General features: G+C 70.5%; 21 protein-coding genes and 1 pseudogene. 7 read left to right on the top strand and 15 right to left on the bottom strand.

Annotated features, from left to right (window positions below):
* Nucleotides 1-369 precede the first annotated feature (369 nt).
* On the top strand, nucleotides 370-855 hold the full coding sequence (locus AB0D31_RS05600) for a hypothetical protein (RefSeq protein ID WP_362717365.1): 486 nt from the start codon (nucleotides 370-372) through the stop codon (nucleotides 853-855).
* A 23-nt stretch (nucleotides 856-878) separates the two neighbouring features.
* Here AB0D31_RS05600 and AB0D31_RS05605 read toward each other — a convergent pair.
* Nucleotides 879-1,040, bottom strand: a pseudogene (locus AB0D31_RS05605) (LuxR C-terminal-related transcriptional regulator); the annotation flags it as partial.
* A gap of 302 nt (nucleotides 1,041-1,342) precedes the next feature.
* On the opposite strand from AB0D31_RS05605, the gene AB0D31_RS05610 reads away from it, so the two are divergent.
* Nucleotides 1,343-1,816: a hypothetical protein gene (locus AB0D31_RS05610; RefSeq protein WP_362717368.1), complete on the top strand. Its 474-nt coding sequence runs from the start codon at nucleotides 1,343-1,345 to the stop codon at nucleotides 1,814-1,816.
* 180 nt (nucleotides 1,817-1,996) lie between these two features.
* Here the strand turns inward: AB0D31_RS05610 and AB0D31_RS05615 are convergent, their stop codons facing one another.
* The 8 genes from AB0D31_RS05615 to AB0D31_RS05650 form a co-directional block, all read right to left on the bottom strand.
* Complete coding sequence (locus AB0D31_RS05615) at nucleotides 1,997-2,701, bottom strand: TerB family tellurite resistance protein (protein WP_362717485.1); 705 nt, start codon at nucleotides 2,699-2,701, stop codon at nucleotides 1,997-1,999.
* A 550-nt stretch (nucleotides 2,702-3,251) separates the two neighbouring features.
* Complete coding sequence (gene leuA / locus AB0D31_RS05620; protein WP_362717371.1) at nucleotides 3,252-5,018, bottom strand: 2-isopropylmalate synthase; 1,767 nt, start codon at nucleotides 5,016-5,018, stop codon at nucleotides 3,252-3,254.
* A 311-nt stretch (nucleotides 5,019-5,329) separates the two neighbouring features.
* Nucleotides 5,330-6,025 (bottom strand): contact-dependent growth inhibition system immunity protein, encoded by a 696-nt coding sequence (locus AB0D31_RS05625; RefSeq protein ID WP_362717374.1) that lies wholly within the window; start codon nucleotides 6,023-6,025, stop codon nucleotides 5,330-5,332.
* Nucleotides 6,026-6,049: 24 nt separating this feature from the next.
* Nucleotides 6,050-6,358, bottom strand: coding sequence for an RNase A-like domain-containing protein (locus tag AB0D31_RS05630; protein WP_362717377.1), 309 nt, complete (start codon nucleotides 6,356-6,358; stop codon nucleotides 6,050-6,052).
* Nucleotides 6,355-7,008 carry a hypothetical protein gene (locus AB0D31_RS05635; protein WP_362717380.1) on the bottom strand — a complete coding sequence of 218 codons (654 nt, stop codon included), beginning with the start codon at nucleotides 7,006-7,008 and terminating at the stop codon, nucleotides 6,355-6,357. The genes AB0D31_RS05630 and AB0D31_RS05635 overlap by 4 nt, the downstream gene beginning before the upstream one ends.
* Before the next feature lie 13 nt (nucleotides 7,009-7,021).
* The gene (locus AB0D31_RS05640) at nucleotides 7,022-8,731 is read right to left on the bottom strand and encodes an RNase A-like domain-containing protein (RefSeq protein ID WP_362717383.1); all 1,710 of its coding nucleotides are present in this window, start codon (nucleotides 8,729-8,731) and stop codon (nucleotides 7,022-7,024) included.
* Nucleotides 8,731-9,000 (bottom strand): WXG100 family type VII secretion target, encoded by a 270-nt coding sequence (locus tag AB0D31_RS05645; protein ID WP_362717487.1) that lies wholly within the window; start codon nucleotides 8,998-9,000, stop codon nucleotides 8,731-8,733. The genes AB0D31_RS05640 and AB0D31_RS05645 overlap by 1 nt, the downstream gene beginning before the upstream one ends.
* A 147-nt stretch (nucleotides 9,001-9,147) precedes the next feature.
* Nucleotides 9,148-9,546, bottom strand: coding sequence for a WXG100 family type VII secretion target (locus tag AB0D31_RS05650; RefSeq protein ID WP_362717386.1), 399 nt, complete (start codon nucleotides 9,544-9,546; stop codon nucleotides 9,148-9,150).
* Between the two features lie 324 nt (nucleotides 9,547-9,870).
* On the opposite strand from AB0D31_RS05650, the gene AB0D31_RS05655 reads away from it, so the two are divergent.
* From AB0D31_RS05655 to AB0D31_RS05665, 3 genes are all read left to right on the top strand, one after another.
* On the top strand, nucleotides 9,871-10,137 hold the full coding sequence (locus tag AB0D31_RS05655) for a protealysin inhibitor emfourin (RefSeq protein WP_362717389.1): 267 nt from the start codon (nucleotides 9,871-9,873) through the stop codon (nucleotides 10,135-10,137).
* 75 nt (nucleotides 10,138-10,212) lie between these two features.
* Nucleotides 10,213-11,049, top strand: a complete 837-nt coding sequence (locus AB0D31_RS05660; RefSeq protein WP_362717392.1) for a GNAT family N-acetyltransferase — start codon at nucleotides 10,213-10,215, stop codon at nucleotides 11,047-11,049.
* A gap of 230 nt (nucleotides 11,050-11,279) precedes the next feature.
* Entirely contained in the window at nucleotides 11,280-12,731 is a 1,452-nt protein-coding gene (locus AB0D31_RS05665) for a serine hydrolase domain-containing protein (RefSeq protein ID WP_362717395.1), read from the top strand.
* An 18-nt stretch (nucleotides 12,732-12,749) separates the two neighbouring features.
* Here AB0D31_RS05665 and era read toward each other — a convergent pair whose 3' ends face one another.
* Nucleotides 12,750-13,703 (bottom strand): GTPase Era, encoded by a 954-nt coding sequence (gene era, locus AB0D31_RS05670; protein ID WP_267053329.1) that lies wholly within the window; start codon nucleotides 13,701-13,703, stop codon nucleotides 12,750-12,752.
* Between the two features lie 306 nt (nucleotides 13,704-14,009).
* Between era and AB0D31_RS05675 the strand changes: the two genes are divergently transcribed.
* Entirely contained in the window at nucleotides 14,010-14,777 is a 768-nt protein-coding gene (locus AB0D31_RS05675; protein ID WP_362717490.1) for an SDR family oxidoreductase, read from the top strand.
* On the opposite strand, the gene AB0D31_RS05680 is transcribed toward AB0D31_RS05675, so the two are convergent.
* The 5 genes from AB0D31_RS05680 to AB0D31_RS05700 form a co-directional block, all read right to left on the bottom strand.
* Nucleotides 14,709-15,728 (bottom strand): DUF916 domain-containing protein, encoded by a 1,020-nt coding sequence (locus AB0D31_RS05680; RefSeq protein ID WP_362717493.1) that lies wholly within the window; start codon nucleotides 15,726-15,728, stop codon nucleotides 14,709-14,711. The genes AB0D31_RS05675 and AB0D31_RS05680 overlap by 69 nt on opposite strands.
* A 140-nt stretch (nucleotides 15,729-15,868) precedes the next feature.
* The gene (locus AB0D31_RS05685; RefSeq protein ID WP_362717398.1) at nucleotides 15,869-17,188 is read right to left on the bottom strand and encodes a beta-xylosidase; all 1,320 of its coding nucleotides are present in this window, start codon (nucleotides 17,186-17,188) and stop codon (nucleotides 15,869-15,871) included.
* Nucleotides 17,189-17,442: 254 nt separating this feature from the next.
* The gene (locus AB0D31_RS05690; protein ID WP_362717401.1) at nucleotides 17,443-17,925 is read right to left on the bottom strand and encodes a hypothetical protein; all 483 of its coding nucleotides are present in this window, start codon (nucleotides 17,923-17,925) and stop codon (nucleotides 17,443-17,445) included.
* 535 nt (nucleotides 17,926-18,460) lie between these two features.
* Nucleotides 18,461-18,814: a cytidine deaminase gene (locus tag AB0D31_RS05695; RefSeq protein ID WP_362717404.1), complete on the bottom strand. Its 354-nt coding sequence runs from the start codon at nucleotides 18,812-18,814 to the stop codon at nucleotides 18,461-18,463.
* 42 nt (nucleotides 18,815-18,856) lie between these two features.
* Nucleotides 18,857-19,678: a helix-turn-helix transcriptional regulator gene (locus AB0D31_RS05700; protein ID WP_362717496.1), complete on the bottom strand. Its 822-nt coding sequence runs from the start codon at nucleotides 19,676-19,678 to the stop codon at nucleotides 18,857-18,859.
* A gap of 140 nt (nucleotides 19,679-19,818) precedes the next feature.
* Between AB0D31_RS05700 and AB0D31_RS05705 the strand changes: the two genes are divergently transcribed.
* Nucleotides 19,819-21,330, top strand: coding sequence for an MFS transporter (locus tag AB0D31_RS05705; RefSeq protein WP_362717407.1), 1,512 nt, complete (start codon nucleotides 19,819-19,821; stop codon nucleotides 21,328-21,330).
* Nucleotides 21,331-21,419 lie beyond the last annotated feature (89 nt).

A 21,419-nucleotide genomic window follows, 5' to 3' on the forward strand; every position in this document is an offset into this window, starting at 1 on the left:
CCGTGCGCCTCATGAGGTCGAGGCGTCGGGGGACGCGGTGGGCGGGGCGGTTCACGGCATTCGTACAGGAAGATGGGGCACCATGGCGCCAGCAGGGCTTTCTCCCCCTGTGAGCCGTTGCTCCCACTCCCCCCTGGACGGACCGGAATGCCGTTGCCGACGACCGGCCGCCGTGCTCGCGCGGCGGGGTGTGCGCTTGTCGTGCTGGCGCTTGCCGGGTGCTCGGCGGGTGAGGGGGTGCGGGACGACGGGCCGGCGCCGACGCCGTCCGCTTCGGTGACCGCTTCGCCGCTGTGGCCCGGTCACACCGCGTCGGCGGCGCCCGCCAAGCCCGGGCAGGGGTTTCACGCGCGGGGTCCGGTGCCGGGGGTGACGGTGCCGGGTGGGGATCTGACGCGGGTCGACGGGGTGCGGCTGCTCGCCGCGGATCCCGGTACCGACCGTGCGGTGCAGAGCGGGCTCAAGGAGTGCCCGGAAGGTTCGTCGTGCCGGCTGCGGCCGCCCGCGTACGCCGATCTCACGGGGGACGGCGAGCGTGAACTGGTGCTCGCCTACGACGACTTGGGCCGCACGATCCTGTGGGTGTACACCGCGGTGGGCGAGCGGGCCCACGCCGTACTCGAATACGCGGGGCGGCCCGGCCTGAGCGCCGAGACGCTCGGCACGGACCTGGTCGTCACCGAGCCGGCGGGCGGCCGCGACCGCCAGGCCGCGACCACGCTGCGCTGGAACGGCTCCGAGCTCGCCCCGCTGCCCGCCGCGGCCGACCCGGCACGGGGTGCCGTCAAGGCGCGGCCCTCCGAGGACTCCCTGATCGAGCCGGCCGACGGCACGGAGAAGGCGGGCCGGGGCTGAGCCCCACCCGTGCGGCGACCCGCTCAGCCGCCCGGCACCACGAGCCCCGACTCGTACGCCAAAATCACCAGCTGCGCCCGGTCGCGTACCCCGCACTTGCCCATGATGCGGCTGACGTGGGTCTTCGCGGTGAGCGGGCTCAGGGCGAGGGCGTCGGCGATCTCGGTGTTGTTGAGGCCGCGGGCGGCTGCGAAGGGACCCCATCGCGGGTCCCCCTTCGGCCGGGTCTCTCGGATGGGCCCCTTGCGGCCTGCCCGGCTGGTTCCAGCGTCCCGGCCGCCGGGGCGCGGTTCGTCGGGCGCGAGGCCGAGATCGTCCGTACGTCCCCGGGTGTCCGGGCCGCTCGCGTTACTCCCCGGGGAGTAGCGCGGACCGGGCCGGACCGTGCCCGGGGCGGGCGGGCGGTTCCGCTGCGCGGGGCGCCATGATCTACGGTCTCCTACTGCACCAGTAGCGATGTTCTGTTCAGCAACGGGGATGTACACACATGCGCAAGACAGTCACTCTCACCCTCAGCCTGCTCGCGGCGGCCGCGCTGTTGACGGGGTGCGGCAGCGAGAAGAAGGACGCCGGTTCCGCGAAGGCGGGCGACGCCTCGGCAAGCGCCTCGGCCGGCGGGGCCGCGAAGGGCTCGGCGAAGGATTCGGACGTTGTGAAGGGCGCGGTGCACCAGGTGGTCCTGGAGGTGGGCGGCACCGGGCCGTCCCAGGTCATGTGGGTCGGGAACACCAACCACTTCGACAAGGTCCAACTGCCGTGGACGAAGACGGAGTCCGTGCAGCTGGAGGACGCCGAGCTGACGGCCGGTCACGTGCTGTCGGTGGTGCCGGGGTCCATCGAGGCGCCGGGCGGGAAGCTGAAGGCCGCGCCTTGCACGATCAAGGTGGACGGCAAGGTGGTCGCGGACAACCAGGGCGGGGCGTCCAAGAGCAAGATGTGCGAGTACATGCTGAAGGGGTGATGGCCGGCTCGCCGCCCGCCCGGGAGTTCTGCGGCTGCTCCGAAGGGGCACTCCGCCCGCCCGGGAGTTCTGCGGCTGCTCCGAGGGGGCTCGCCGCCCGCCCGGGAGTTCTGCGGCTGCTCCGAAGGGGCACTCCGCCCGCCCGGGAGTTCTGCGGCTGCCCCGAGGGGGCGGCTGGGGTCAGGAGGGGGTGCGGGCCGCCGCGGCGAGCAGTCGGGCGGTGTCGTCGGCGCAGAGCGAGAGGGCGCCGCCGACCGTGCTGAGGACCTCGCGTTCGGCCGGGCTGTACGGGCCGTCCGCGAGGGCGATGCGCGCGCCCTGGAGCAGGATCGATTCGCGGCCCGCGGGGGCGAGGTGGGGGGCGAGTGGCTCAAGCGCCTCGTGGAGTTCGATGGCGAGCGCGGCGCCGCAGGGGTCGGTGTCGTCGACCGGGTCGGCGAGGAAGCGGCCGGTGTCGGCGGCGAGGGCGTCGATGAGGGCGATGAGCTGGTCCTCCGTACAGTCCTCGAATCCGGCGGCTCTGACGGTGGCGACGGCGGTGCCGGTGACCGTACGGGACGAGGTGCCGCCCGCGGCGAGGACGGCGAGGGCGACGGTGTGCACGGCGTCGCGGAGCATCGCGGAGAAGCGGGTCGTGGTGGGGTGGTCCAGGGTCTCCGTGTCGAAGTGCCCCCGGCAGGCGGCGCACTCGACGACGGGGCCGGCGCTGCCGCGGGTGACCAGCGGGATGCCGAGGACGGTAAGGCGCCTGCGGCCCGTGCGGCGCTGGTAGTTGCGGTCGCCGCCGCAGTCGGGGCAGAAGAACTCGCCGTCGCCGACGGTGTGCCACAACGTGCGGGTGGACCAGAGCCGGGGGCGGGGGCCGGGTGTCGACCCGGCGCTCAGGCTCGTACCGTTCTGTCCCTGTGCTGGCCGCACCGCGCACCTCCGTAACGCTCCGGCAACGTTGCCGCGTTGACGTGATGTTAGCCACATCCATGATGTTGCGTCAGCACCCCGGGAGAAGGAGCCCTTGCCAATTGGCCAATTCCCACCGCCCGGGGCGCCCCCGTATCCGCGTTTCCCCACCCACGCGCCCGTGCGGCTACTTGAGGGGTGGCAGCTCCCCGGGGCTCCGCCCCGGACCCCGGTTCGCGCCTGAACGGCGCTTGTCCTCAAACTCCCCCACGGCCTCAAGGGCCAGGGGGACCCCCATGACGGGCTGAGGATGCCCGTGCGGGCCGGCACCGAGTAGCTCAGGGGCGCGGGGAACTGCGCGACACGCGGGCACGGTCCGCATCCGAAAGACGAGCGTTCAAGGGGCGCGGGGAACTGCGCGGTTCGGTGAAGCCCGGGCCCCGCGGACGCGGAACGGCGCCGGGCCCCGCCCCTGCCGAAGGGGCTGAATCCGGCGCCGCAGGGCCAGGCGGCCAAGCCTGGGGACTAGGCCTGGGGACTAGCGTGCCGCCCGGTTGACCGCCGAGATGACCGCCTTCATCGACGCCCGCGTCGTATTCGCGTCAATGCCGATCCCCCACAGCACCGCCCCGTCGATCGCACACTCGATGTACGACGCCGCCTGCGCGGAGGCGCCCTCGCTCATCGTGTGCTCCTGGTAGTCCAGCAGCCGCGCGTCGACGCCCGTGGCGGCCAGCGCATCGAAGAAGGCCGAGATCGGACCGTTGCCGGTGCCGGTCAGGACCGTGTCGACGCCGTCCACGACCGCTTCCACCGTCAGAGTGTCGCGGCCGTCGGTGTCCGTCGTGGTCTGGCCCGAGCGCAGCTGGATGCGACCCCAACGAGCCGCGGCGTCGCCGGGGTTGGGCAGGTACTCGTCCTGGAAGACCGACCAGATCGCGGCGGGGGTGACCTCGCCGCCCTCCGCGTCCGTCTTCTGCTGGATGATCTTCGAGAACTCGATCTGCATCCGGCGCGGCAGGTCCAGCTTGTGGTCGTTCTTCAGGACGTAGGCGATACCGCCCTTGCCGGACTGGGAGTTGACGCGGATGACGGCTTCGTAGGAGCGGCCGACGTCCTTGGGGTCGATGGGCAGGTACGGGACCGCCCATTCGATCTCGTCGACGGTCTTGCCCGCCGCGGCCGCGTCCGCCTCCATCGCGTCGAAGCCCTTCTTGATGGCGTCCTGGTGGGAGCCGGAGAAGGCGGTGTAGACCAGGTCGCCCGCGTAGGGGTGGCGCGGGTGGACCTCCATCTGGTTGCAGTACTCGGAGGTGCGGCGGATCTCGTCGATCTGGGAGAAGTCGATCTGTGGGTCGACGCCCTGGCTGAACAGGTTCATGCCCAGGGTCACCAGGTCGACGTTGCCGGTGCGCTCGCCCTGGCCGAACAGGCAGCCCTCGATGCGGTCGGCGCCGGCCATGATGGCCAGCTCGGCGGCGGCCACCGCGGTGCCGCGGTCGTTGTGGGGGTGCACGGACAGGCACACGTGCTCACGCCGGGTCAGGTTGCGGCTCATCCACTCGAAGCGGTCCGCGTGGGTGGACGGGGTCGAACGCTCCACCGTGGCGGGCAGGTTGAGGATGATCTCGCGGCCCTCCTCGGGCTGCCAGACGTCGCACACCGCCTCGCAGACCTCCAGGGCGAAGTCCAACTCGGTGTCGGTGAAGATCTCCGGGGAGTACTGGTAGCCGAAGATCGTCTCGTCGCCCAGGATCTTGTCCGCGTACTCCATGACCAGCCGGGTGCCGTCCACGGCGATCTGCTTGACCTGCTCCTTGGTGCCGCGGAAGACGACGCGGCGGAAGGTGGGGGCGGTCGCGTTGTACAGGTGGACGGTGGCGCGGTGGGCGCCGCGCAGCGACTCCACGGTGCGCTCGATCAGCTCTTCGCGGGCCTGGGTCAGGACGGAGATCGTCACGTCCTCGGGGATCGCGCCCTCTTCGATGATGGAGCGTACGAAGTTGAAGTCGGTCTCGCCGGAGGAGGGGAAGCCGACCTCGATCTCCTTGTAGCCCATGCGCACCAGCAGGTCGAACATCTCGCGCTTGCGGGCCGGACTCATCGGGTCGATCAGCGCCTGGTTGCCGTCGCGCAGGTCGGTCGAGAGCCAGCGCGGAGCCTTGGTGATGCGGCCGTCGGGCCAGGTGCGGTCGGGGATGTCCACGGCGTCGTACTGGCCGTACTTGTGGATCGGCATCCCGGAGGGCTTCTGCATCCGGGTGGCGTTGGTGACGGGGGTCGGGCGACCGACGGGCTGAGACATGGCGTGCGGCTCCTCGGGGCAAAGAGGGGGACGGCCGACTGTCGAGCGCAACACCAGATCCCGCGGGGAGGGGGTCGGCCTACGACTACAGGCCCTCGCCGCGGCAGCTAAGAAGAAGCAGCCCGATACGCATGATGCCGCAGCCTAGCCGAGGCCCGACGCGAGCGCCGGACCCGTATCAGTATGCGGGACGCATCCATCAAACCGCCCGAAACGTGACGAATGCCATGGCCACGGCTTCACCGGGGCCGGCCTTGTTGGCGGCGCCTCGCCGCCTGAGCACCGGCCGCAGGCGAGCGCAGGCCCGTCCCTCACCGTTCGTCCGGCGACTCTCCGTAGTCGGCGCGGAAGCCGCCACCGTCCAGCTGGGCCGCGACGCGCGCCAGCCACCCGCTGGGCGCGTACGGTGCGGGCGGGTCGACCTCCATGCCCAGTTCCGCGACCGCCAGGGCATAGGCGGACTCGTCGAGGTTCAGTGCGAGCAGTTCATGAACCTCGCCGGCGAGGCGCGCCGTCAGCTGGGGGTCCGTTTCGGCGATGTAGTGGGTGACCGCCGCGTCGTGGTCTGCGAACTCGTCCGGCATGTCCTGGGAGAACCAGCCACCGAGGAACTGCCCGGTTTCAGGGAAGCGGGCGTGCCACTCCCAGTGGGTCAGCGGGACGGAGGGTGCCGGGACTTCGCCTGCCTCGATGCTGTGCTTGATGTGGTCTGCGAGGATACGCAGCCAGTCCTGGATCTCGTGCTCCGGCAGACCGACGTCGGGGATCGGGTAGTACTCGCCCAGGCGCAGCCGCAGCCGCCCCGGGGGGTGGCGGGAGTATTCGCGAAGCTGCTGCTCGGCGGCCGCAAGTGCCCACGGCCGGGTGTGCCAGGTATGACGGAGGTACGCCGTGAGGGCTGCGCTGGGCCTGCCCTCGCCGTCATCCGCGGGCTGACCGGCGTACGCGCGCAGCACCTGGTCCAGCTCTCCGTAGCGGCGGTCGTGTTCGAGCGGGTTCATGGGCACGGTTACTGCGTCCTCAACAAGTGATCACAGGTAGACGGGGAACGAGGCCTGCACGACGAATCCATGCAGCTGGGCGGCGTCCCGCTTGAGGATCACTCGTGCTGCGCGTACGTCGACGGGGTCGCGGCCGGCGAGCAACATCGCTTGGAGCAGGACTCGACCGACAGGATCCGGACGCGAGGGCCAAGCGGCCTCGATCGTGAGGCGGGGGCGGGACGACTGGGCGAGCCATCGATGGACGCGCTGCTCGTTCGCGGTAACGACCTGTTGCGTGGCCCATTGAGCGGTTTCGCGGTCGGGATAGGAGGCGGAGCGATTCGGGCGGGCGGTCATGAGTGCTCTTTTTGCATGTGTGCTTCCACGGTATCGATGAGCTCACGCAGAGCGCTCCTGGTCGCCCAGGTGAGGTGGCTTTTGATTGCATCCTCCCCAGGAAAGATGATCGTCGCACGCTGCGCCTCAGTAGCGTAGGCCGCAGCCAGATCACGGCAGTACGGGTGCTCCGCCGTCACTGCACCGAGGACGATTTCGGGAAATTCCCGATCTCCCTCGTCCATCAGGATGACATCCAGGCCGATCAGGTACGGAAATGCCAGACGAAACTCCCAATCCGCCATGGGGAGCTCATCATATCCGAGCAGCGGCTGCCGGTCCACGATACGAACGATTCCAGCCAGCGTTTCCAGGTAGTCGGCAGGCCCCATGTCACCGCATGCCCGCTTCAGCTTTACTTGAAAATCCAGCGGAAAGCACGAGAGGTCGGCGCTGGACTTTGCGAATTGGGCCGACAATTCCAGCAGCCCGGACGCCACATATGCGGAACAGTTCCAATCGGCGATCCAGTCACCACGAATTACTCGGACATACCGTTGAATCTCATCGTCCAGAGACGTACCGCCCCTGGATTCCTGCGCTCTGATCGCGATGTCAAGGAGCCGCAGGACCGGGCCGCCGGAACATAGGGATGCGGGGAAGGGCTGCACTCCAACCTCTCTTCTAGGGACCGCTTCCATGCGGCATGGCGGTGAGGACAATAAAGGGCGGGTGCAGGCCCTGCTTGTAGATCAGGCGAACCTGGACCCAGCTTCTGCTTACAGCTGCGGCTTGCATTCCGTCAGCATTATAGGCATCGCGCGAGACGCTGCGCCCCGTAGACTGACCAGGGAACTCCTTGTACAGCGGTGGCTGTATCTCTGAAGCGTTCGGATTATAATTCGGATTATTCTTGATCTTCTTCTCGACGCTCGCAATCCACTTGTCTACGCGATCGGCGTTGTTGATGTCTTCGATGGTCGCCGTCGTGAATTTCTGAGCCGAGGCAAGGTCTTGGAAGGTAGAAGCGGCCGGGACACTGCCCTGATCACGCAGTCGCATTTTGAGCTGGTCATCGGTGAGACCAACATGCTTGTCGATGGGGTGGCTACCGTACAGGCCCTCTTGATTCGCCAGATCGAGAGGATAGAACAGGTTATCCGGATCCTGACCTGCGGCGGTAAAACGATGCTCCTTCTTGAAATCGTTCAGCGAGCGTGCACCGAATGCCTCCGCACGTGCCTCCTCGGCCGCGTAGGTCGGTGCGCTGCGGAGCGCCTCGTCCAAAGGTTCCTTAAGTGCATCAAGTTGCGGAAGGAGCGCGGTCACGCGGTGATTGTATTCCGCTACGATGCGATTGATGGCAGCCGTATCGATATCAAGGGTGATCTCAACACTGAGCTCCGCAGCCCCCTTGGCGACACCCTTGATCAAGCGGCCGAAACCTTTGATACCTTCCTTGACGTCCTTCAAATCGATGTGGCTGAGATCAATATCGCCGACGGCCTTCTTGATCGCCGCGAAATAGACGTCCCAGACCTCTCCGTTCACATAGACAGCCGCCTCGGCGAACGCGCGCAGCAGGTCGCTGATCTTCATCGCGCTGTCGAACAGGACGCTCATGACGGGGTGGCTCGGCTGATGGTTGGCGACCTTGTCGTGCTGCCACTCGTAGTTCGCCGTCGTCTTGCCCCAGGCGGTGGTGCCCCACAGCGAGCTGCAGAACTGGCGCATCGCATCGTGCCACTCGCTGTCGCTCTGCTGGGTGATGCTGTACATCTGGCCCGTCAGACTGCCTTCGGTCCAGGACAGCGCCTTCGTCATGTCCGCCCATGACTGCGACAGCGAGTTGAGGTAGTGCTGCTGGGGGTACGGGTACACCTCAGCGACCTTGCCCCACCGGAACGCGTGCTCAAGCAGCGGACGAATGATGTGCCAGACCACGCTCGGGATGGATTCGAGGAGCGAGCGGAAGAAGTCGTCGCCACCGTCGTCATCGCCCCATTTGAGGTCGGGTACCGAGCCATAGTCGGGCGCTGTGTCGATGACGGCCGGCGGCGCCTGGATCTGAGCCTTGGTCTTTCCGGAGGCGTCGTTGGCGGCCTCCGCCCTGGAATAGTTGTTGGCGGTGGTGGCGAAGCCGACTGCGGCCCCTCCGATACTGACGACGGACTTGGCCCACACCTCCAGGTAGAGGTTGCCGACCTTGAGGTAGGACGCGGCGAAACCCTGAGCGGCAGTGCCGTACCCACCGGCGTCCGGGTACTCCTTGAGTTGGGTGATGAGGTTTTTGGCGGCCTTGTCGAACGGCGTCTGCTCCCGCGCGAACCCTGCGGCGACCTGATGCAGGGTGGTGGGCCTGACGTCGATGTTGCCACTCGGTGGCGTCCCCATCAGGCCCCGCCCCAGCCCCGCAGAACCGCTCGGTGCGCCGCCGCGTAGTTGATGTGCCCAGTGGTCACGATTTCGTGCAGCCACTTCTGGGAGGCCTGAAGGTCCTGAGCGGAGTGATCCCACTCGTCGAGCTTGTCGATGAAGATCTCCCGTGCCTCGCCCTCCCAGGAGAGGACGACCGGTGCGACACGGTCGTACAGGTCGTCCAGCCTGCCGTTGAGCTTGTTGAGGATGTCCTCCAGCTCTACGGCGAGGTGATGCAGCGTCATGAAGTGGACCGCTATGTGATCGTCCCCATTACTGGGCGGCACAGATTCTCCTTGTCGCACCGGCTTGGCCTGTCCTACGAGTTCGACGCTCGTCCCCGAATCCGTATGAGGAGCATGCCCACTTGGTCGTCGAGCGCTGCGGTCGGGTCACAAACTGTCCAGCCCACTGCGAGGCCGATCGAGGGGCGGGGGCGCCTCAGAACTGGAGGTGGACAGCTTGTCCACTTCGCTCGTGATATCGACGTGGACCCGTCGGAACTGCTCCAGTATTTCCAGTTCCCGCTCGCTGAAGCCGTCGCGGCTCATACGGACGGCCTGCTCCAAAGCCTTCATCACTTCGCGGATGCGCACGGCATCCTCGGCCGCGGCGCGATGAAACTCCCGGTACGCCGTCGCCGCCGGCCCGCTCCAGCCCGCTTCAATGCTGTCCACGACGGCGTCCATGCGTCTCACCTGCTGGTCCAAGTGGTCCTGCATGTCGTCGAGATCGCCTGCGAGCGTGGTCAGTTTATGGGGCACTATCCGGAGATCCTTCGAATCGCCCACTGCCAAGCTCCCGTCACTCGGGCGCACAACCCCCGTTGTTCGCACGGGAACTCTATGCCAAGCCTGCCGGTCCCTCCGCTCCAGCCCCACCCATGCCCGCCCCTCCAGGGTCGTCGCGGCGCCCATCTCTTCGGCCGGCTGCGCGGCCAGTCACATGCGCCGACGGGTTCGCGTGGCGGGCGCTCGCGGTCGAGCGGGGCGGGCGCTCGCGGTTGAGCGGGGCGGGCGCTCGCGGTTGAGCGGGGCGGGCGCTCTCGGTTGAGCGGGGCGGGCGCCCGCGGTTGATTCGCTGACGCGGACGGCCGCGGCTGCTAGACAGAGGCCATGCGTATCCAGGTATGTCGCTCAGGAGGGTTCGCCGGTATCGAGCGCCGGGCCGAGATCGACACCTCGGGCCTGCCCGATGCCGAGGCGTGGGAGGCGCTGGTCGAGGCGGCGCTCGACGAAGGCAACGCCGAGCCGGTGGCCGGTGTTCCGGACGGCTTCCACTATGTGATCAGCGTGGACGGCCGGACGGTGCACTGTGCCGACCCCCGCCTCACGGACGCTCAACGCGAGCTGATTACAAGGGCGTTGAAGGAAGGGGCGTAGCAGCGCACGATCGCCCGGCGCGGGCGGGCGGAAACGCGGGTGCGGGCCGGGTGGTGCCCTGCTTTGATGCGGACCATGAATCCGCCTTCCCCCTCCCCTCTTGATGTCCCCGGCACGCTCGGCGCGCTGGAGCGCTACTACGATGCGGCGCCCAGGAGTTCGGCCCGCGCCGAGGACTTCGGTCCGCTCACCCTGTTCGTGCGGGAGGGTGCGGGATGGCCGTACTACGCGCGGCCCACTCCGGGCGCTTCCGGGCCGGTGAGCGCCGCCGACGTGGACGCGGTACGGGCCCGCCAGCGCGAACTCGGTGCGCCCGAGGCCTTCGAGTGGGTGGCCGAGGTGAGCCCGGGGCTGCGCGCGGCGGTCGAGGAGTCGGGGCTCGCCGTGCACGAGCATCCGCTGATGGTCCTCGACCCGGCGGCTCCCCCGGCCGGCCCTCACCCCCTGGTACGCGTCCTGGACGCCGCCGACCCGCTGCTGCACGCGGCGCTCGTCGCGCCCCAGCTGGCATTCGCCGCGCCGGGTACGGGAGTTGGGCCGACGGGGCGGGCCGAGCTGACGGCCGCGATCACCGCGCACGCCGGTGACGGCCGCGCCGGGCAGGTCGCCGAGCGGATCCGCGCGGGCCGCACGGCGGTGGCGGCCGCCTTCGAGGACGGCCTTCCGCTCTGTTCCGGGATGCACAACCCGGTGGGCCCGGTCACCGAGATCGTCGCCGTGGGCACGCTGCCCGCCGCACGCCGTCGCGGGCTCGCGCGGGCGGTGACCGCCGCCCTGGTCGCGGACGCGCGGGCGGCGGGCGCGACGACGGTGTTCCTGTCGGCGGGCGACGCGGACGTGGCCCGGATGTACGCGAGCCTCGGCTTCCGTCCGGTCGGCACCGCTCTGATCGCCGAACCGGCTGCCGCCTGAGCCCTGTCGGGGCCTGCGCCTGGAACACCTCGGACGACCGTCCGGCCGCCGAACCGGCCACCACCGCAGCCCTGTTGGGACCTGACGCCTCCCGGAGTACCTCGGACGAGCGGAGGGCGGGCGGGCGGCTTGCGGCTGCTTCTTGTCTCGACCGCCGACCCCTGCGTACAGTGTGCGCAACAGGGGAACAGTGTACGCATTGTGGGTGCGCATCAGGGGAGGGGAATCCGATGGCGAAGAACGTGAGCTGGGACGAGCAGGGGCAATGGCGTGCCGAGGGGGCCTGGGGGGTCCATGGATCCGCCGGTGAGCGCGTCCACATGGACACCTGGCAGGCGCGGCTCGATCAACTCCGCCGCACCCATCACGTCCCCGGCGCCACCCTCGCCGTACTGGCCCACGGCACGATCCACGAGTGGGCCAGCGGTGTGCTGCACACCCGCACCGGCGTGGCCGCCACCACCGACTCGGTCTTCCAGCTCGGCTCGCTCGCCAAGACGTACACCGCCACGCTGGTCATGCGGCTCGTGGACGCGGGGAAGCTGGACCTGGACGCGCCGGTCCGCGCGGTGCTGCCCGACTTCACCGTCGCCGACGACACGGCGAGCCGCACCATCACACCTCGGCAGCTGCTCTCCCACACCAGCGGGCTGACCTGCGACTTCACCTTCGACTCCGGTCGAGGCGACGACTGTCTGGAGCGGTACGTCGACGCCGCCAAGGGGGTCGCGCTCGACTGCCCGCCCGGCAGCGCCTGCTCCTACAGCAGCCTCGGCTTCAATGTGCTCGGCCGGATCGTCGAGGTTCTCACCGGCTCGACCTGGGACCAGGCCCTGAAGGATCTGGTGCTCGACCCGCTGGGCGTGAGCCACACGATGACGCTGCCCGAGGAGGCGCTCGCGTTCCGGGCCGCGATGGGCCACCTCGGCGAGTACGGCGAGGACCCCGCGCCGGCGCCCGCCTGGGACATGATGCCGCGCTCGGCCGGCCCCTACGGCCGGGTCATCGCCAGCGCCGGTGACGTCGCCCGGCTCGCCCGGATGCACCTCGCGGACGGCACCGCCCCCGACGGGTCCCGGATCCTGAGCCCCGCGAGCGTCGCCGCGATGCAGAGCCGCGAGGTCGACTCCCCCGACAAGTGGACCGTCCACGCCGACGGCTGGGGCCTCGGCTGGACCCTGTACGACTGGAACGGCGTCCCCGGCTTCGGCCACGACGGTGCCTCGATCGGCCAGTACGGCTTCCTGCGGGTGGTGCCGGGCACCGACGTGGCGGTGGTGCTCCTGACCAACGGCGGCGACGCGCGCCGGCTGTACGAGGACCTGTTCACCGAGCTGCTCGACGAGCTGGCCGGTGTGCGGATGCCCGCGCCCTTCGCGCCGCCCGCCGAGCCGGTCGCGGTGGACTTCACGCCGCTGACCGGCACGTACGAGCGCGAGGGTGTGGTCATCACCGTCTCCGAGCGGGACGGCAAGAAGCACCTGGTGTACGAGTTCGTCGGCGGCATGAAGGACTTCTCGCCGCCGCTGGAGATGGAGCTCGTGGCGGTCACGGACACGGTGTTCGCGGGGGCGGGCTCCGGTGCCTACAGCGCCGACTGGATGCCGGTCGTCTTCGCCACCCTCCAGGACGGCACCGCCTGCTGTTACATCGGCATGCGGTGCGCCCCGAAGGTCGCCTGACCCGCCCCGCGACCCGGCTCAGAAACCGAGCTTGCGCAGCTGTTTGGGGTCGCGCTGCCAGTCCTTGGCGACCTTGACGTGGAGGTCGAGGAAGACGGGCGTGCCGAGCAGCGCCTCGATGTGCTTGCGGGACTTCATGCCGACTTCCTTGAGGCGCTTGCCCTTGGGGCCGATGATGATGCCCTTCTGGCTGGGGCGCTCGATGTAGACGTTGGCGTGGATGTCGAGGAGCGGCTTGTCGGCGGGCCGGTCCTCGCGCGGAATCATCTCCTCCACGACGACGGCGATGGAGTGCGGCAGCTCGTCCCGTACGCCTTCGAGGGCTGCCTCGCGGATCAGCTCGGCGACCATGACCTGCTCGGGCTCGTCGGTGAGGTCGCCCTCGGGGTAGAGCGGCGGGCTCTCGGGGAGCATCGGGATGAGCAGGTCCGCGACGAGCTTGACCTGTACGTCGCCGACGGCGGACACCGGCACGATCTGCGCCCACTCGAAGCCGAGCTCCGTGGAGAGCTGATCGACGGCGATGAGCTGTTCGGCGAGGGTCTTGGAGTCGACCAGGTCGGTCTTGGTGATGATGGCGATCTTGGGGGTCTTCTTGATCCCCGCGAGTTCCTTGACGATGAACTTGTCGCCCGGGCCGAGCTTCTGGTCGGCGGGCAGACAGAAGCCGATCACGTCGACCTCGGCCCATGTGGTGCGGACCACGTCGTTGAGGCGCTCGCCGAGCAGGGTGCGCGGCTTGTGGAGCCCGGGGGTGTCCACGAGGATCAGCTGGGCGTCGGGGCGGTGCACGATGCCGCGCACGGTGTGCCGGGTGGTCTGCGGGCGGTTGGAGGTGATGGCCACCTTCTGCCCGACCAGAGCGTTCGTGAGAGTGGACTTGCCCGCGTTGGGGCGACCGACGAAGCAGGCGAAGCCGGCCCGGTGGGTGGTCTCGGCGGCGGTGTCAGCGGCAGGGGTACGAGCGCTCATGCCGCCATTCTCCCCGATCCCGGACCCCCCGCCGCCCAGCCCCTCCCCTGAGGCTCCGCCCCAGCCCCTAATCACACCCGACGGGACGCCTCCGGGTCGCCTACCAGGGGCGCGGGGAACTGCGCGACAGCCCAGCACGGTCTGCAGACGAAAGCGGGGTTGCTGGGGCGCTGCCCCAGGCCCCGTTCGCGCCTTGAGGGCGCTCGTGCTCAAACGCCGGACAGGCTGAGGTGTCGAGCAGTCGGACCGGCCGAGGGGGCCCGTGGGGTGGTGTCGGAGGGGGACGGCATCATGGGGCGTATGGACATGGCCTCCCCCCGTACCCCCCGCCGCATCCTCATCAGCGGAGCCACCCGCGGACTGGGCCGTGCGCTCGCGCAGGGGTTCGCGGCGCAGGGGGACACCGTCGCCGCGCACTTCGGCTCGCGGCGCGAGGAGGCCGAGCAGACCCTGGCCTCCCTCGCGGGGAGCGGCCACGTACTGGTCGGCGGCGACCTGTCGACCCCCGACGGCGCGCGCACCGTCGCCGAGGCCGCGGCCGGCGGACTCGGCGGCATCGACGTGCTGGTCAACAACGCCGCCGTGAACCTCCCGCATCCCCTCGCCACCACCTCGTACGAGGACTGGGCGGCCGCCTGGCAGAGCCATGTGTCGGTCAACCTCCTCGCGACGGCGAACCTCAGCCACCTCGCCGCGCACCGCATGATCGAGCAGGGCACGGGCGGCCGGATCGTCAACGTGGGCTCGCGCGGCGCGTTCCGCGGCGAGCCGGACCATCCGGCCTACGGGGCGACGAAGGCCGCGGTGCACGCGCTGGGCCAGTCCCTCGCCGTGCACCTCGCCCCGTACGGGATCGGTGTCGCCTCCGTCGCACCCGGGTTCTTCGAGACGGAGCGGGTCGCGCACCGGCTGAGCGGGGACGAGGGTGCGGTGATCCGCGCCCAGAGCCCGTTCGGCCGGGTGGCGTCGGCGGACGAGATCGCGGCGGCCGTGCTGTGGCTGGCGTCACCTGCGGCCGAGTGGGCGTCGGGGACGGTCCTGGACCTCAACGGGGCGTCGTATCTGCGTACGTGAGTGAAGGTTCCGGCGGCGCACCACCCGGTAGGCGGCGAGGGCCGCGGCCGCGGCCATCAGGACCGCTCCGGCCAGCCAGGGCAGAGCCAGGAACGACGCCCCCGCGGAGCCCTTCGCGTCCTTCGCTGTCGCCGTCAACGTGACGTCGCCCCAGTCGAGTTGGGGCGATCCGTGCCATGCCTCGGTGAGTGTGACCCGCTGTCCGGGCAGCAGCTCGGAGGGGACCTTGGTGAGGCCGCGGCGGCTGAGCAGCGTACGGCCGAAGAGCCCCGTCGCGCCGAGGTCGACCTTCGGGTTGAGCGTGACGTTGCCCCGGTTGTGCAACGTGTACGTGATGTCGGTGCGGCTCTCGCCGACTCCGGGCACCAGGGGCCGGTGCTGGGAGAGCGAGACGCGCTCGACGGCGAGGGCGGGCACGGTGGGGCCGCCGACCCGGAGATAGACCCGGGCGCCCACGGCCTGCTGGATACCGACGGCGACCTTGCCGCTCCCGGCCGGCCCCGGTGCGATCCGGTCGTCGAGCGCGACCAGGGCGCCGACGTGGTCGCCGGGCTCGGCGTCGTCCGGCACGGTGAGGGTGAAGGGCACGGTGAGCGAGGAGCGGGCCGGCACGGTGACCGTGCCCCGCGCGGGCTTCACCCACGCGCCCACCCCGGTCTGCTTCTCCTTCTCGGTGCGCACGGCGAACCCGCCGTCACGCTCGGTGTTGTACGCGTCGGCCCCGTACAGCCGGAACGTCAGTGGCGCCGCCGTCTTGTTGGTGACGGTCACCTTGTCGTCGAGGGTGGTCCCCGGGGTGGCCGAGAGGTAGAAGTAGGGACGCTGAGCCGAGCCCGAACTCGCGGGGAACACCGACCAGTTGCCGTTGTCGGCGGCGTGCGCCGGGGGCGCGGCGAGCAGGGCGAGCACGGCGTTCAGGAGGATGGCGTTCAGCAGGACGGCGGCGGCCAGGAGGAGTGCGGACGGCTTGCGCACGGTGCGGGACTCCCGGGGACGGGGGTGGGCCGGCCGGGTGCGCGCCCGGCCCACGGGCGGATACAGCGGATACAGCGGATACAGGGGATGCACGGGCCTGAGACAGGCAAGGGGCCCTAGGTGAGCGTGAGGGTCAGTACGCCGCTGTAGGTTCCGGGCGGGGTGAACGCCGGCACGTCGAGCGAGAGCTTCGCGTCGACGGTGAACTCGCCGCCGGTGAGCGCCGCGTTCGGGGCGGAGGCGAGGGTGGCGCCCGCGCTGCCCACACTTCCGGCCGAGCCCGCGGCGCACACGGACGGGGAGCCGGCCTTGGCGGTGCAGGCGGGAGTCCAGCCGAGCCTGCCCGCGTCGATGGAGCCGCCGGGGCCGGTGAAGTCGGTGACCTTGCCGGTCAGGGACCAGCCCGCGGGGCCGCCGCGGAAGTCCTGGACCGTCACCGTGTTCAGATCGCCGGTGGAGGCGCCGCCCTTGCCGAAGTCGACCGCGCTCAGATCGACGCTGTCACCGGCCTGGGACATCGACAACGTGCCCGCGTTCACGGCCGCGTTGAGCTTCTGGCTGGGTCCGGTCGGCGGCGGTCCGCTGTTGACCGTGTACGCGACCGGGCCGGCGCCCTTGGCCGGGTCCCAGGAGGCCCCTTCGTAGGCCACGATTCCGGTGGTCGCCGGGTCCGTGATCTTGGGCCGGGCGGTGAAGCCGCCGGTGGCGTCCGATGTGAAGGTGATCTTGTCGGCGGTGGTGGCGGTGCCGTTCCAGCCGGCGACGGTGACGTCCGCGTTCGGGGTGAACTTGGACCCGGTGACGGTGGTGCGGTCGCCGGCGTTGCCGGAGGCGGGGTCGGCGGTGATGGCACGCTCGTTGACCTGGCCGCCGCCGTCCGTGGCGTTGACCGTCTCGGAGACGGGCGCGGGCGGGTTGGTGACGGTGCAGGGGGTGTCCAGCTCCATGATGTAGCTGGTGTGGATGTTGTAGTCGCCGGGCGACAGGGTGATCGCGCCGGCCTTGGTGGCGGTGAAGCTGCCGCTCATGGAGAACGCCGGGAACGCGCCCTTGCCGGGCACCGGGGCGTTCTTCTTGGGGCCGGTGACATCCACGGTGCCGGTCTGGGCGCCCGCGAGGACGACCTTGCCGGTGGGGGTCATGATGTCGGCGGGCAGGGCGATGTCGACGGGGTTGCTGGCGGCGGGCTTGTTCACCGTGTAGGTGACGGTGACCTTGTCGCCGACCTTGGGTGCCGCGTTGTCGACGGCGATGGTCGCGTTGGTGGTGCCGTCGATGGGCGGGATGCCGGCGATGGCCGGCGGGATGCAGTGCGTGGCGAAGTCGACGGGTGTCGCGGCCAGTGCGCTCGCGGGTGCGGCGAGCGCGCCGGTCCCCGCGGCGAGTGCGACCGCCCCCAATACGGCGGCCAGACGCCGTCTTCGACGGAGCGACATGGGCGTGCCCCCCTTCCTGAAGTGGCACAGCGCGGCTCGGCTGCGCCGGCAGGGGGCCATTGACGGCTCGGCGCGAAAAGAAGTCAATGGAATCCCGGCGCATCAACTGATGACCCATCAGCTACTGTCAAGATCCGGCCTGCGCACGGCAGTTCGGGGCAGTTTGCGCCGCTCACGGCGGGCTCGGCGGGGCTCGGCGCACACGAAAGCCGGCACCGCCCGGGACGGCACCGGCTCGTTCTGCGTGGCGCGGGTCAGAACACGAACGGACCCGGCGCCTGTGAGGTCGTCGCGTCACAGTTGACGGTGATCCCGAAGATCACCATCTTCAGGGCGGTGCCGGCGAAGTAGGAGTTGAGGCTGTCGCCGGCGGCGACGGTGCCGTTCAACGGACCGATCTTGACCGAACTGCCCGCCGAGAGAGCCGGGTTGGCCTTGCCGCTGAACACCCTGGTGCCGCCGCCGGTCTTGGCGAGGGTCAGGTTCGCGCTGATCTGGTTGGCGCCGACGGCGATCGGGGTGGTGACGGCCGAGGTCAGCGTGATGGTCGCGGCCGTACCGCTCTGGGTCGCGGTGAGCGTCGCGCCACCGCCGCCCCAGGTCCCACAGTCGTACGTGGCGGTCGCCGTGGTCGGCGTGACGGCGGCGGCGCTCGGCGCGAACGCGAGGCCTGCGGCGGCCACCGCTCCCACGGCGAGTGCGGCCCGCGCGACCGGCCTGCTGGTGTTCTTACGCATGATTCCCCTTCCCATGACAGGGAGTTGGACGTCTGCCGCGTCATCGACCCACGACCGCGCGGCAGCCCCGGGGCCCACGTGCACGGGTGCGCGGGCGTGCGGGCATGGCTCTGCCTGGGCTGCGCTCAAGTGCGCGGAGGGAGTCCGACTCCGGTACGGGGTTGCGGCTCTGCACCCCGTGCCGGTCCGCCCCACAGATCTGACGGCCCGTCGGTTTCGACTGCCGTCCATTGATGCGCGGGCGGCGTGGGATTGCAAGGGGCACCACGTTGATCGTTGCCCCGCCACCCGGTACCGGCCGCCACATCCCCGCCCCGCCGGGCTGCACCCCGTTCTCGCCCGCGGACCGTGCCCGGTCGCTCGCGCAGTTCCCCGCGCCCCTGGCGGGATTGATCTTGGCGGGGTGCCCAGCACAGGCATACCCAGCACGTCATGGGGTCCCCCTGGCCCCGGGTGGGTGGGCAAGCGCCGCCGGGGGCTGGGGCGGAGCCCCGGACGAGCGCGCCGCGCGGATGGGCGAACCCCCGGGGGGGGGTCAGAACGTGCCGGTCAGCTCCCCGGCCGGGGACGCCACGAGGACCGGCGTCCCCGGCCCGCCCAAATCCCGTACCGCCGCCACATCCGCCTCCGCAGGAACAACCGCCGACGTCACCACCGCCGCCGCCTCCAGCGACTCCGCCCCGCTCGCCACGGCCATCGCCACCGCGGTCTGCAGCGCGGACAGCTTCAGGGAGGCGAGCTCCACCGTGCCGGCCACGTACGTGCGGCCCGTCTCGTCGCGTACTGCCGCGCCCTCGGCCACCCCGTTGCGGGCCCGCGCGCTGCGCGCGAGCGTGATGATCTTGCGGTCCTCGGGGTCGAGGGGGCCGGATTCGCTGCTCTGTGTCATGCCCCGAGCATAAGGAACGGGCCGCCGGAGCCGGCCGGGGGCTCAGCCCGCGATCGGGTACATCGCCCCGCGCCGGCCCTCCGGCGAGGTCAGCCACTCCAGCTTCTCGGCCGTGTCGGTGTTCGGCAGCGGGGTGTGCAGCACGATCACCAGGTCGGGGCGGGCCGGAATCCGCAGCTGGGTCGACTCCACGTGCAGGGCGCCGACCAGCGGGTTCTCGATCTCCTTGCAGATCTGCCCGCCGGGCTGGATGTCGCGCCGCTCCCACAGCTCCACGAACTCCGGGCTGAGCTCCCTGGCCTGCTCGACGACCGCCTGGAACCCCTCGTCCTCGGGCCGCTCCGACCAGGCGGCCCGGAACTGCGCGACGACGGTGCAGGCGATCTCCTCCCACCGCGTGGCGCGCTGACGGAAGATGGGGTCGCTGAAGAACGCGATCAGACAGTTCTGCACGATCTCGGGGCGCATCCCGAGCACCAGCGCGGCCGCGTCGTTGTACATGACCGTGTTCCAGTACGCGTCCATGATGTGCGCGGGGAACGGCATCCACGCGTCGATGAGGCGCTGCAGCCCGTGGCACATGTCGACGTTGGCCGGGTCGACCTCCGGGGCCGGCGGGTTGAGCCCGGCCAGGACGTACAGGTGGCGGCGCTCGGCGCTGGTCAGTTGCAGCACCCGGCCCACCGAGTCCAGTACCTGCGGGGAGACCGTGATGTCGCGGCCCTGCTCCAGCCACTGGTACCAGGAGACGCCGACCCCGGCGAGCACGGCTACCTCCTCGCGGCGAAGCCCCGGGGTGCGGCGGCGGGCCCCGCCGTCGGGCAGCCCCGCCTGCGTGGGCGTGATCCGCGCGCGCCTGCTCATCAAGAACTCGCGCAGCTCACTGCGGCGCCGTTTGTCGATCGGTGTAGCCACGAACTCCCCCTGTTCGGCTCCCTGGTGGTGCCACCAACAGGATAAGTTCCCACTCTCCACGGGCATTCCCGGGCCGCGAAGGTAGGGCCATGGCGATCGATATGACGACGACAGTGGCGACAGTCACCGGGCCCGAGACCGCGGCCCCCTCCACCCCGGCTTCCTCCACCCCGGCACCCTCCACCCCGGCACCCTCCACCCCGGCACGCAACTCCTCGGCACCCGGCTCCCCCGCGGACGCCCGCCTCAGCGGCCGGGCCAAGCTGGTCCTCTTCGTGCTGTGCGCCGCCCAGTTCATGGTGGCGCTCGACTTCTCCGTACTGAACGTGGCGCTGCCGGCCCTCGGCAAGGACCTGGGCCTGAGCCGGTCCGCCCTCCAGTGGGCCGTCACTGCCTTCGCGCTGCCGTCGGGCGGTTTCCTGCTCCTGTTCGGCCGCATAGCCGACCTCTTCGGCCGCAAGAAGCTGTTCCTGACGGGTCTCGCCCTGTTCGGCGCGGCCTCGCTGCTCGCCACCCTCGCCTGGGACCCGGCGGCGTTCCTGACCGGGCGCGCCCTGCAAGGTCTCGGCGCGGCCGTCATCGTGCCGACCGGCATGTCCCTGCTGACCACGACGTTCCCCGAGGGCCCGCAGCGCGACAAGGCGCTCGGCATCTCCGGCACGCTGCTCTCGCTCGGCTTCACCATCGGCATGGTGCTCGGCGGCGTCATGACCGACACCCTCGGCTGGCGCTCCACGATGGGCCTGCTCGTCGCGTTCGCGGCGGTCGTCCTGGTCCTCGCCCCCGGGCTGCTGCCCGAGTCCCGCACCCCCGAGCGGCCGCGCCTTGACGTGCCCGGCGCCATCACCGTCACCGGCGGTCTGCTCGCGCTGATCTACTCCCTGTCGACGGCGGCCCAGCGCGGCTTCGGCGGCCCGGACGTGTGGGGCACCCTGGTCGTGGGCCTCGCCCTGCTCGCCGCGTTCGTCGTCGTCGAGTCGAAGGCGTCGGCGCCGCTGGTCTCGCTGCCGATGCTGCGGCGCGGCTCGGTGGCGTGGGGCAACGTGGGCGGCCTCGTCACCTTCTCGATGATGTCGACGGTCATCTTCGTCCTGACCCTCTACCTGCAGGAGACCCTGGGTCTTTCGTCCTTCGAGACCGGTCTCATCTTCGGCATCCAGGGCGTCGCGTCGGCCCTCGCCGGTACGTACGCCGCCCGGTTCATCGGCCGCTTCGGCTCCCGGCGGGTCCTGGCCGGCTCGCTGCTCGGCCAGGGCACGTTCATCGCGGCCCTGCTCGGCCTCGGCGCCCACTCGGGCGCCCTGCTCGTCACCGTCGCCGTCTCGCTGGCCAGCATGTGCCACCTCGGCGCGATCATCTCGTACGGCGTGACCGTGACCAGCGGCGTCCCCGACGAGGAGCAGGGCCTGGCGACCGGCCTCGTCACCACCACCCAGCAGGTCGGCCTCACCGTCGGCATCCCGCTGCTCGGGGTGCTCGCCACCACGCAGGGCTCGCTGTTCGACGGGGTGCGTACGGTGCTCGCGATCGACGCGGGTGTCGTGATCGCGGCGGCGGCCCTGGTCGCGGTCGGACTCGGCGTCGCCCGCAGGAAGGCCTAGTGGCCCCCGAGGCCGGGCCGAACCGGACCGGACCGGGCCGGCCAGGCCAGGCCGGCCCGGGCCACACAGGCCAGGGCCCGAGCCGTCCG

Source organism: Streptomyces sp. NPDC048361 (assembly GCF_040651795.1).
Classification (GTDB): Bacteria; Actinomycetota; Actinomycetes; order Streptomycetales; family Streptomycetaceae; genus Streptomyces.

What these genes read in the sequence shown, in the direction of transcription:
- AB0D31_RS05685 (WP_362717398.1), bottom strand. Translation starts at nt 17,188, where the DNA reads ATGTCGCTCCGTCGAAGACGGCGTCTGGCCGCCGTATTGGGGGCGGTC.
- era (WP_267053329.1), bottom strand. Translation starts at nt 13,703, where the DNA reads ATGAGCGCTCGTACCCCTGCCGCTGACACCGCCGCCGAGACCACCCAC.
- AB0D31_RS05660 (WP_362717392.1), top strand. Translation starts at nt 10,213, where the DNA reads ATGAATCCGCCTTCCCCCTCCCCTCTTGATGTCCCCGGCACGCTCGGC.
- AB0D31_RS05640 (WP_362717383.1), bottom strand. Translation starts at nt 8,731, where the DNA reads ATGGGGACGCCACCGAGTGGCAACATCGACGTCAGGCCCACCACCCTG.
- AB0D31_RS05695 (WP_362717404.1), bottom strand. Translation starts at nt 18,814, where the DNA reads ATGACACAGAGCAGCGAATCCGGCCCCCTCGACCCCGAGGACCGCAAG.
- AB0D31_RS05690 (WP_362717401.1), bottom strand. Translation starts at nt 17,925, where the DNA reads ATGCGTAAGAACACCAGCAGGCCGGTCGCGCGGGCCGCACTCGCCGTG.
- AB0D31_RS05665 (WP_362717395.1), top strand. Translation starts at nt 11,280, where the DNA reads ATGGCGAAGAACGTGAGCTGGGACGAGCAGGGGCAATGGCGTGCCGAG.
- AB0D31_RS05630 (WP_362717377.1), bottom strand. Translation starts at nt 6,358, where the DNA reads ATGACCGCCCGCCCGAATCGCTCCGCCTCCTATCCCGACCGCGAAACC.
- AB0D31_RS05675 (WP_362717490.1), top strand. Translation starts at nt 14,010, where the DNA reads ATGGCCTCCCCCCGTACCCCCCGCCGCATCCTCATCAGCGGAGCCACC.
- AB0D31_RS05700 (WP_362717496.1), bottom strand. Translation starts at nt 19,678, where the DNA reads ATGAGCAGGCGCGCGCGGATCACGCCCACGCAGGCGGGGCTGCCCGAC.
- AB0D31_RS05610 (WP_362717368.1), top strand. Translation starts at nt 1,343, where the DNA reads ATGCGCAAGACAGTCACTCTCACCCTCAGCCTGCTCGCGGCGGCCGCG.
- leuA (WP_362717371.1), bottom strand. Translation starts at nt 5,018, where the DNA reads ATGTCTCAGCCCGTCGGTCGCCCGACCCCCGTCACCAACGCCACCCGG.
- AB0D31_RS05645 (WP_362717487.1), bottom strand. Translation starts at nt 9,000, where the DNA reads ATGACGCTGCATCACCTCGCCGTAGAGCTGGAGGACATCCTCAACAAG.
- AB0D31_RS05655 (WP_362717389.1), top strand. Translation starts at nt 9,871, where the DNA reads ATGCGTATCCAGGTATGTCGCTCAGGAGGGTTCGCCGGTATCGAGCGC.
- AB0D31_RS05705 (WP_362717407.1), top strand. Translation starts at nt 19,819, where the DNA reads ATGGCGATCGATATGACGACGACAGTGGCGACAGTCACCGGGCCCGAG.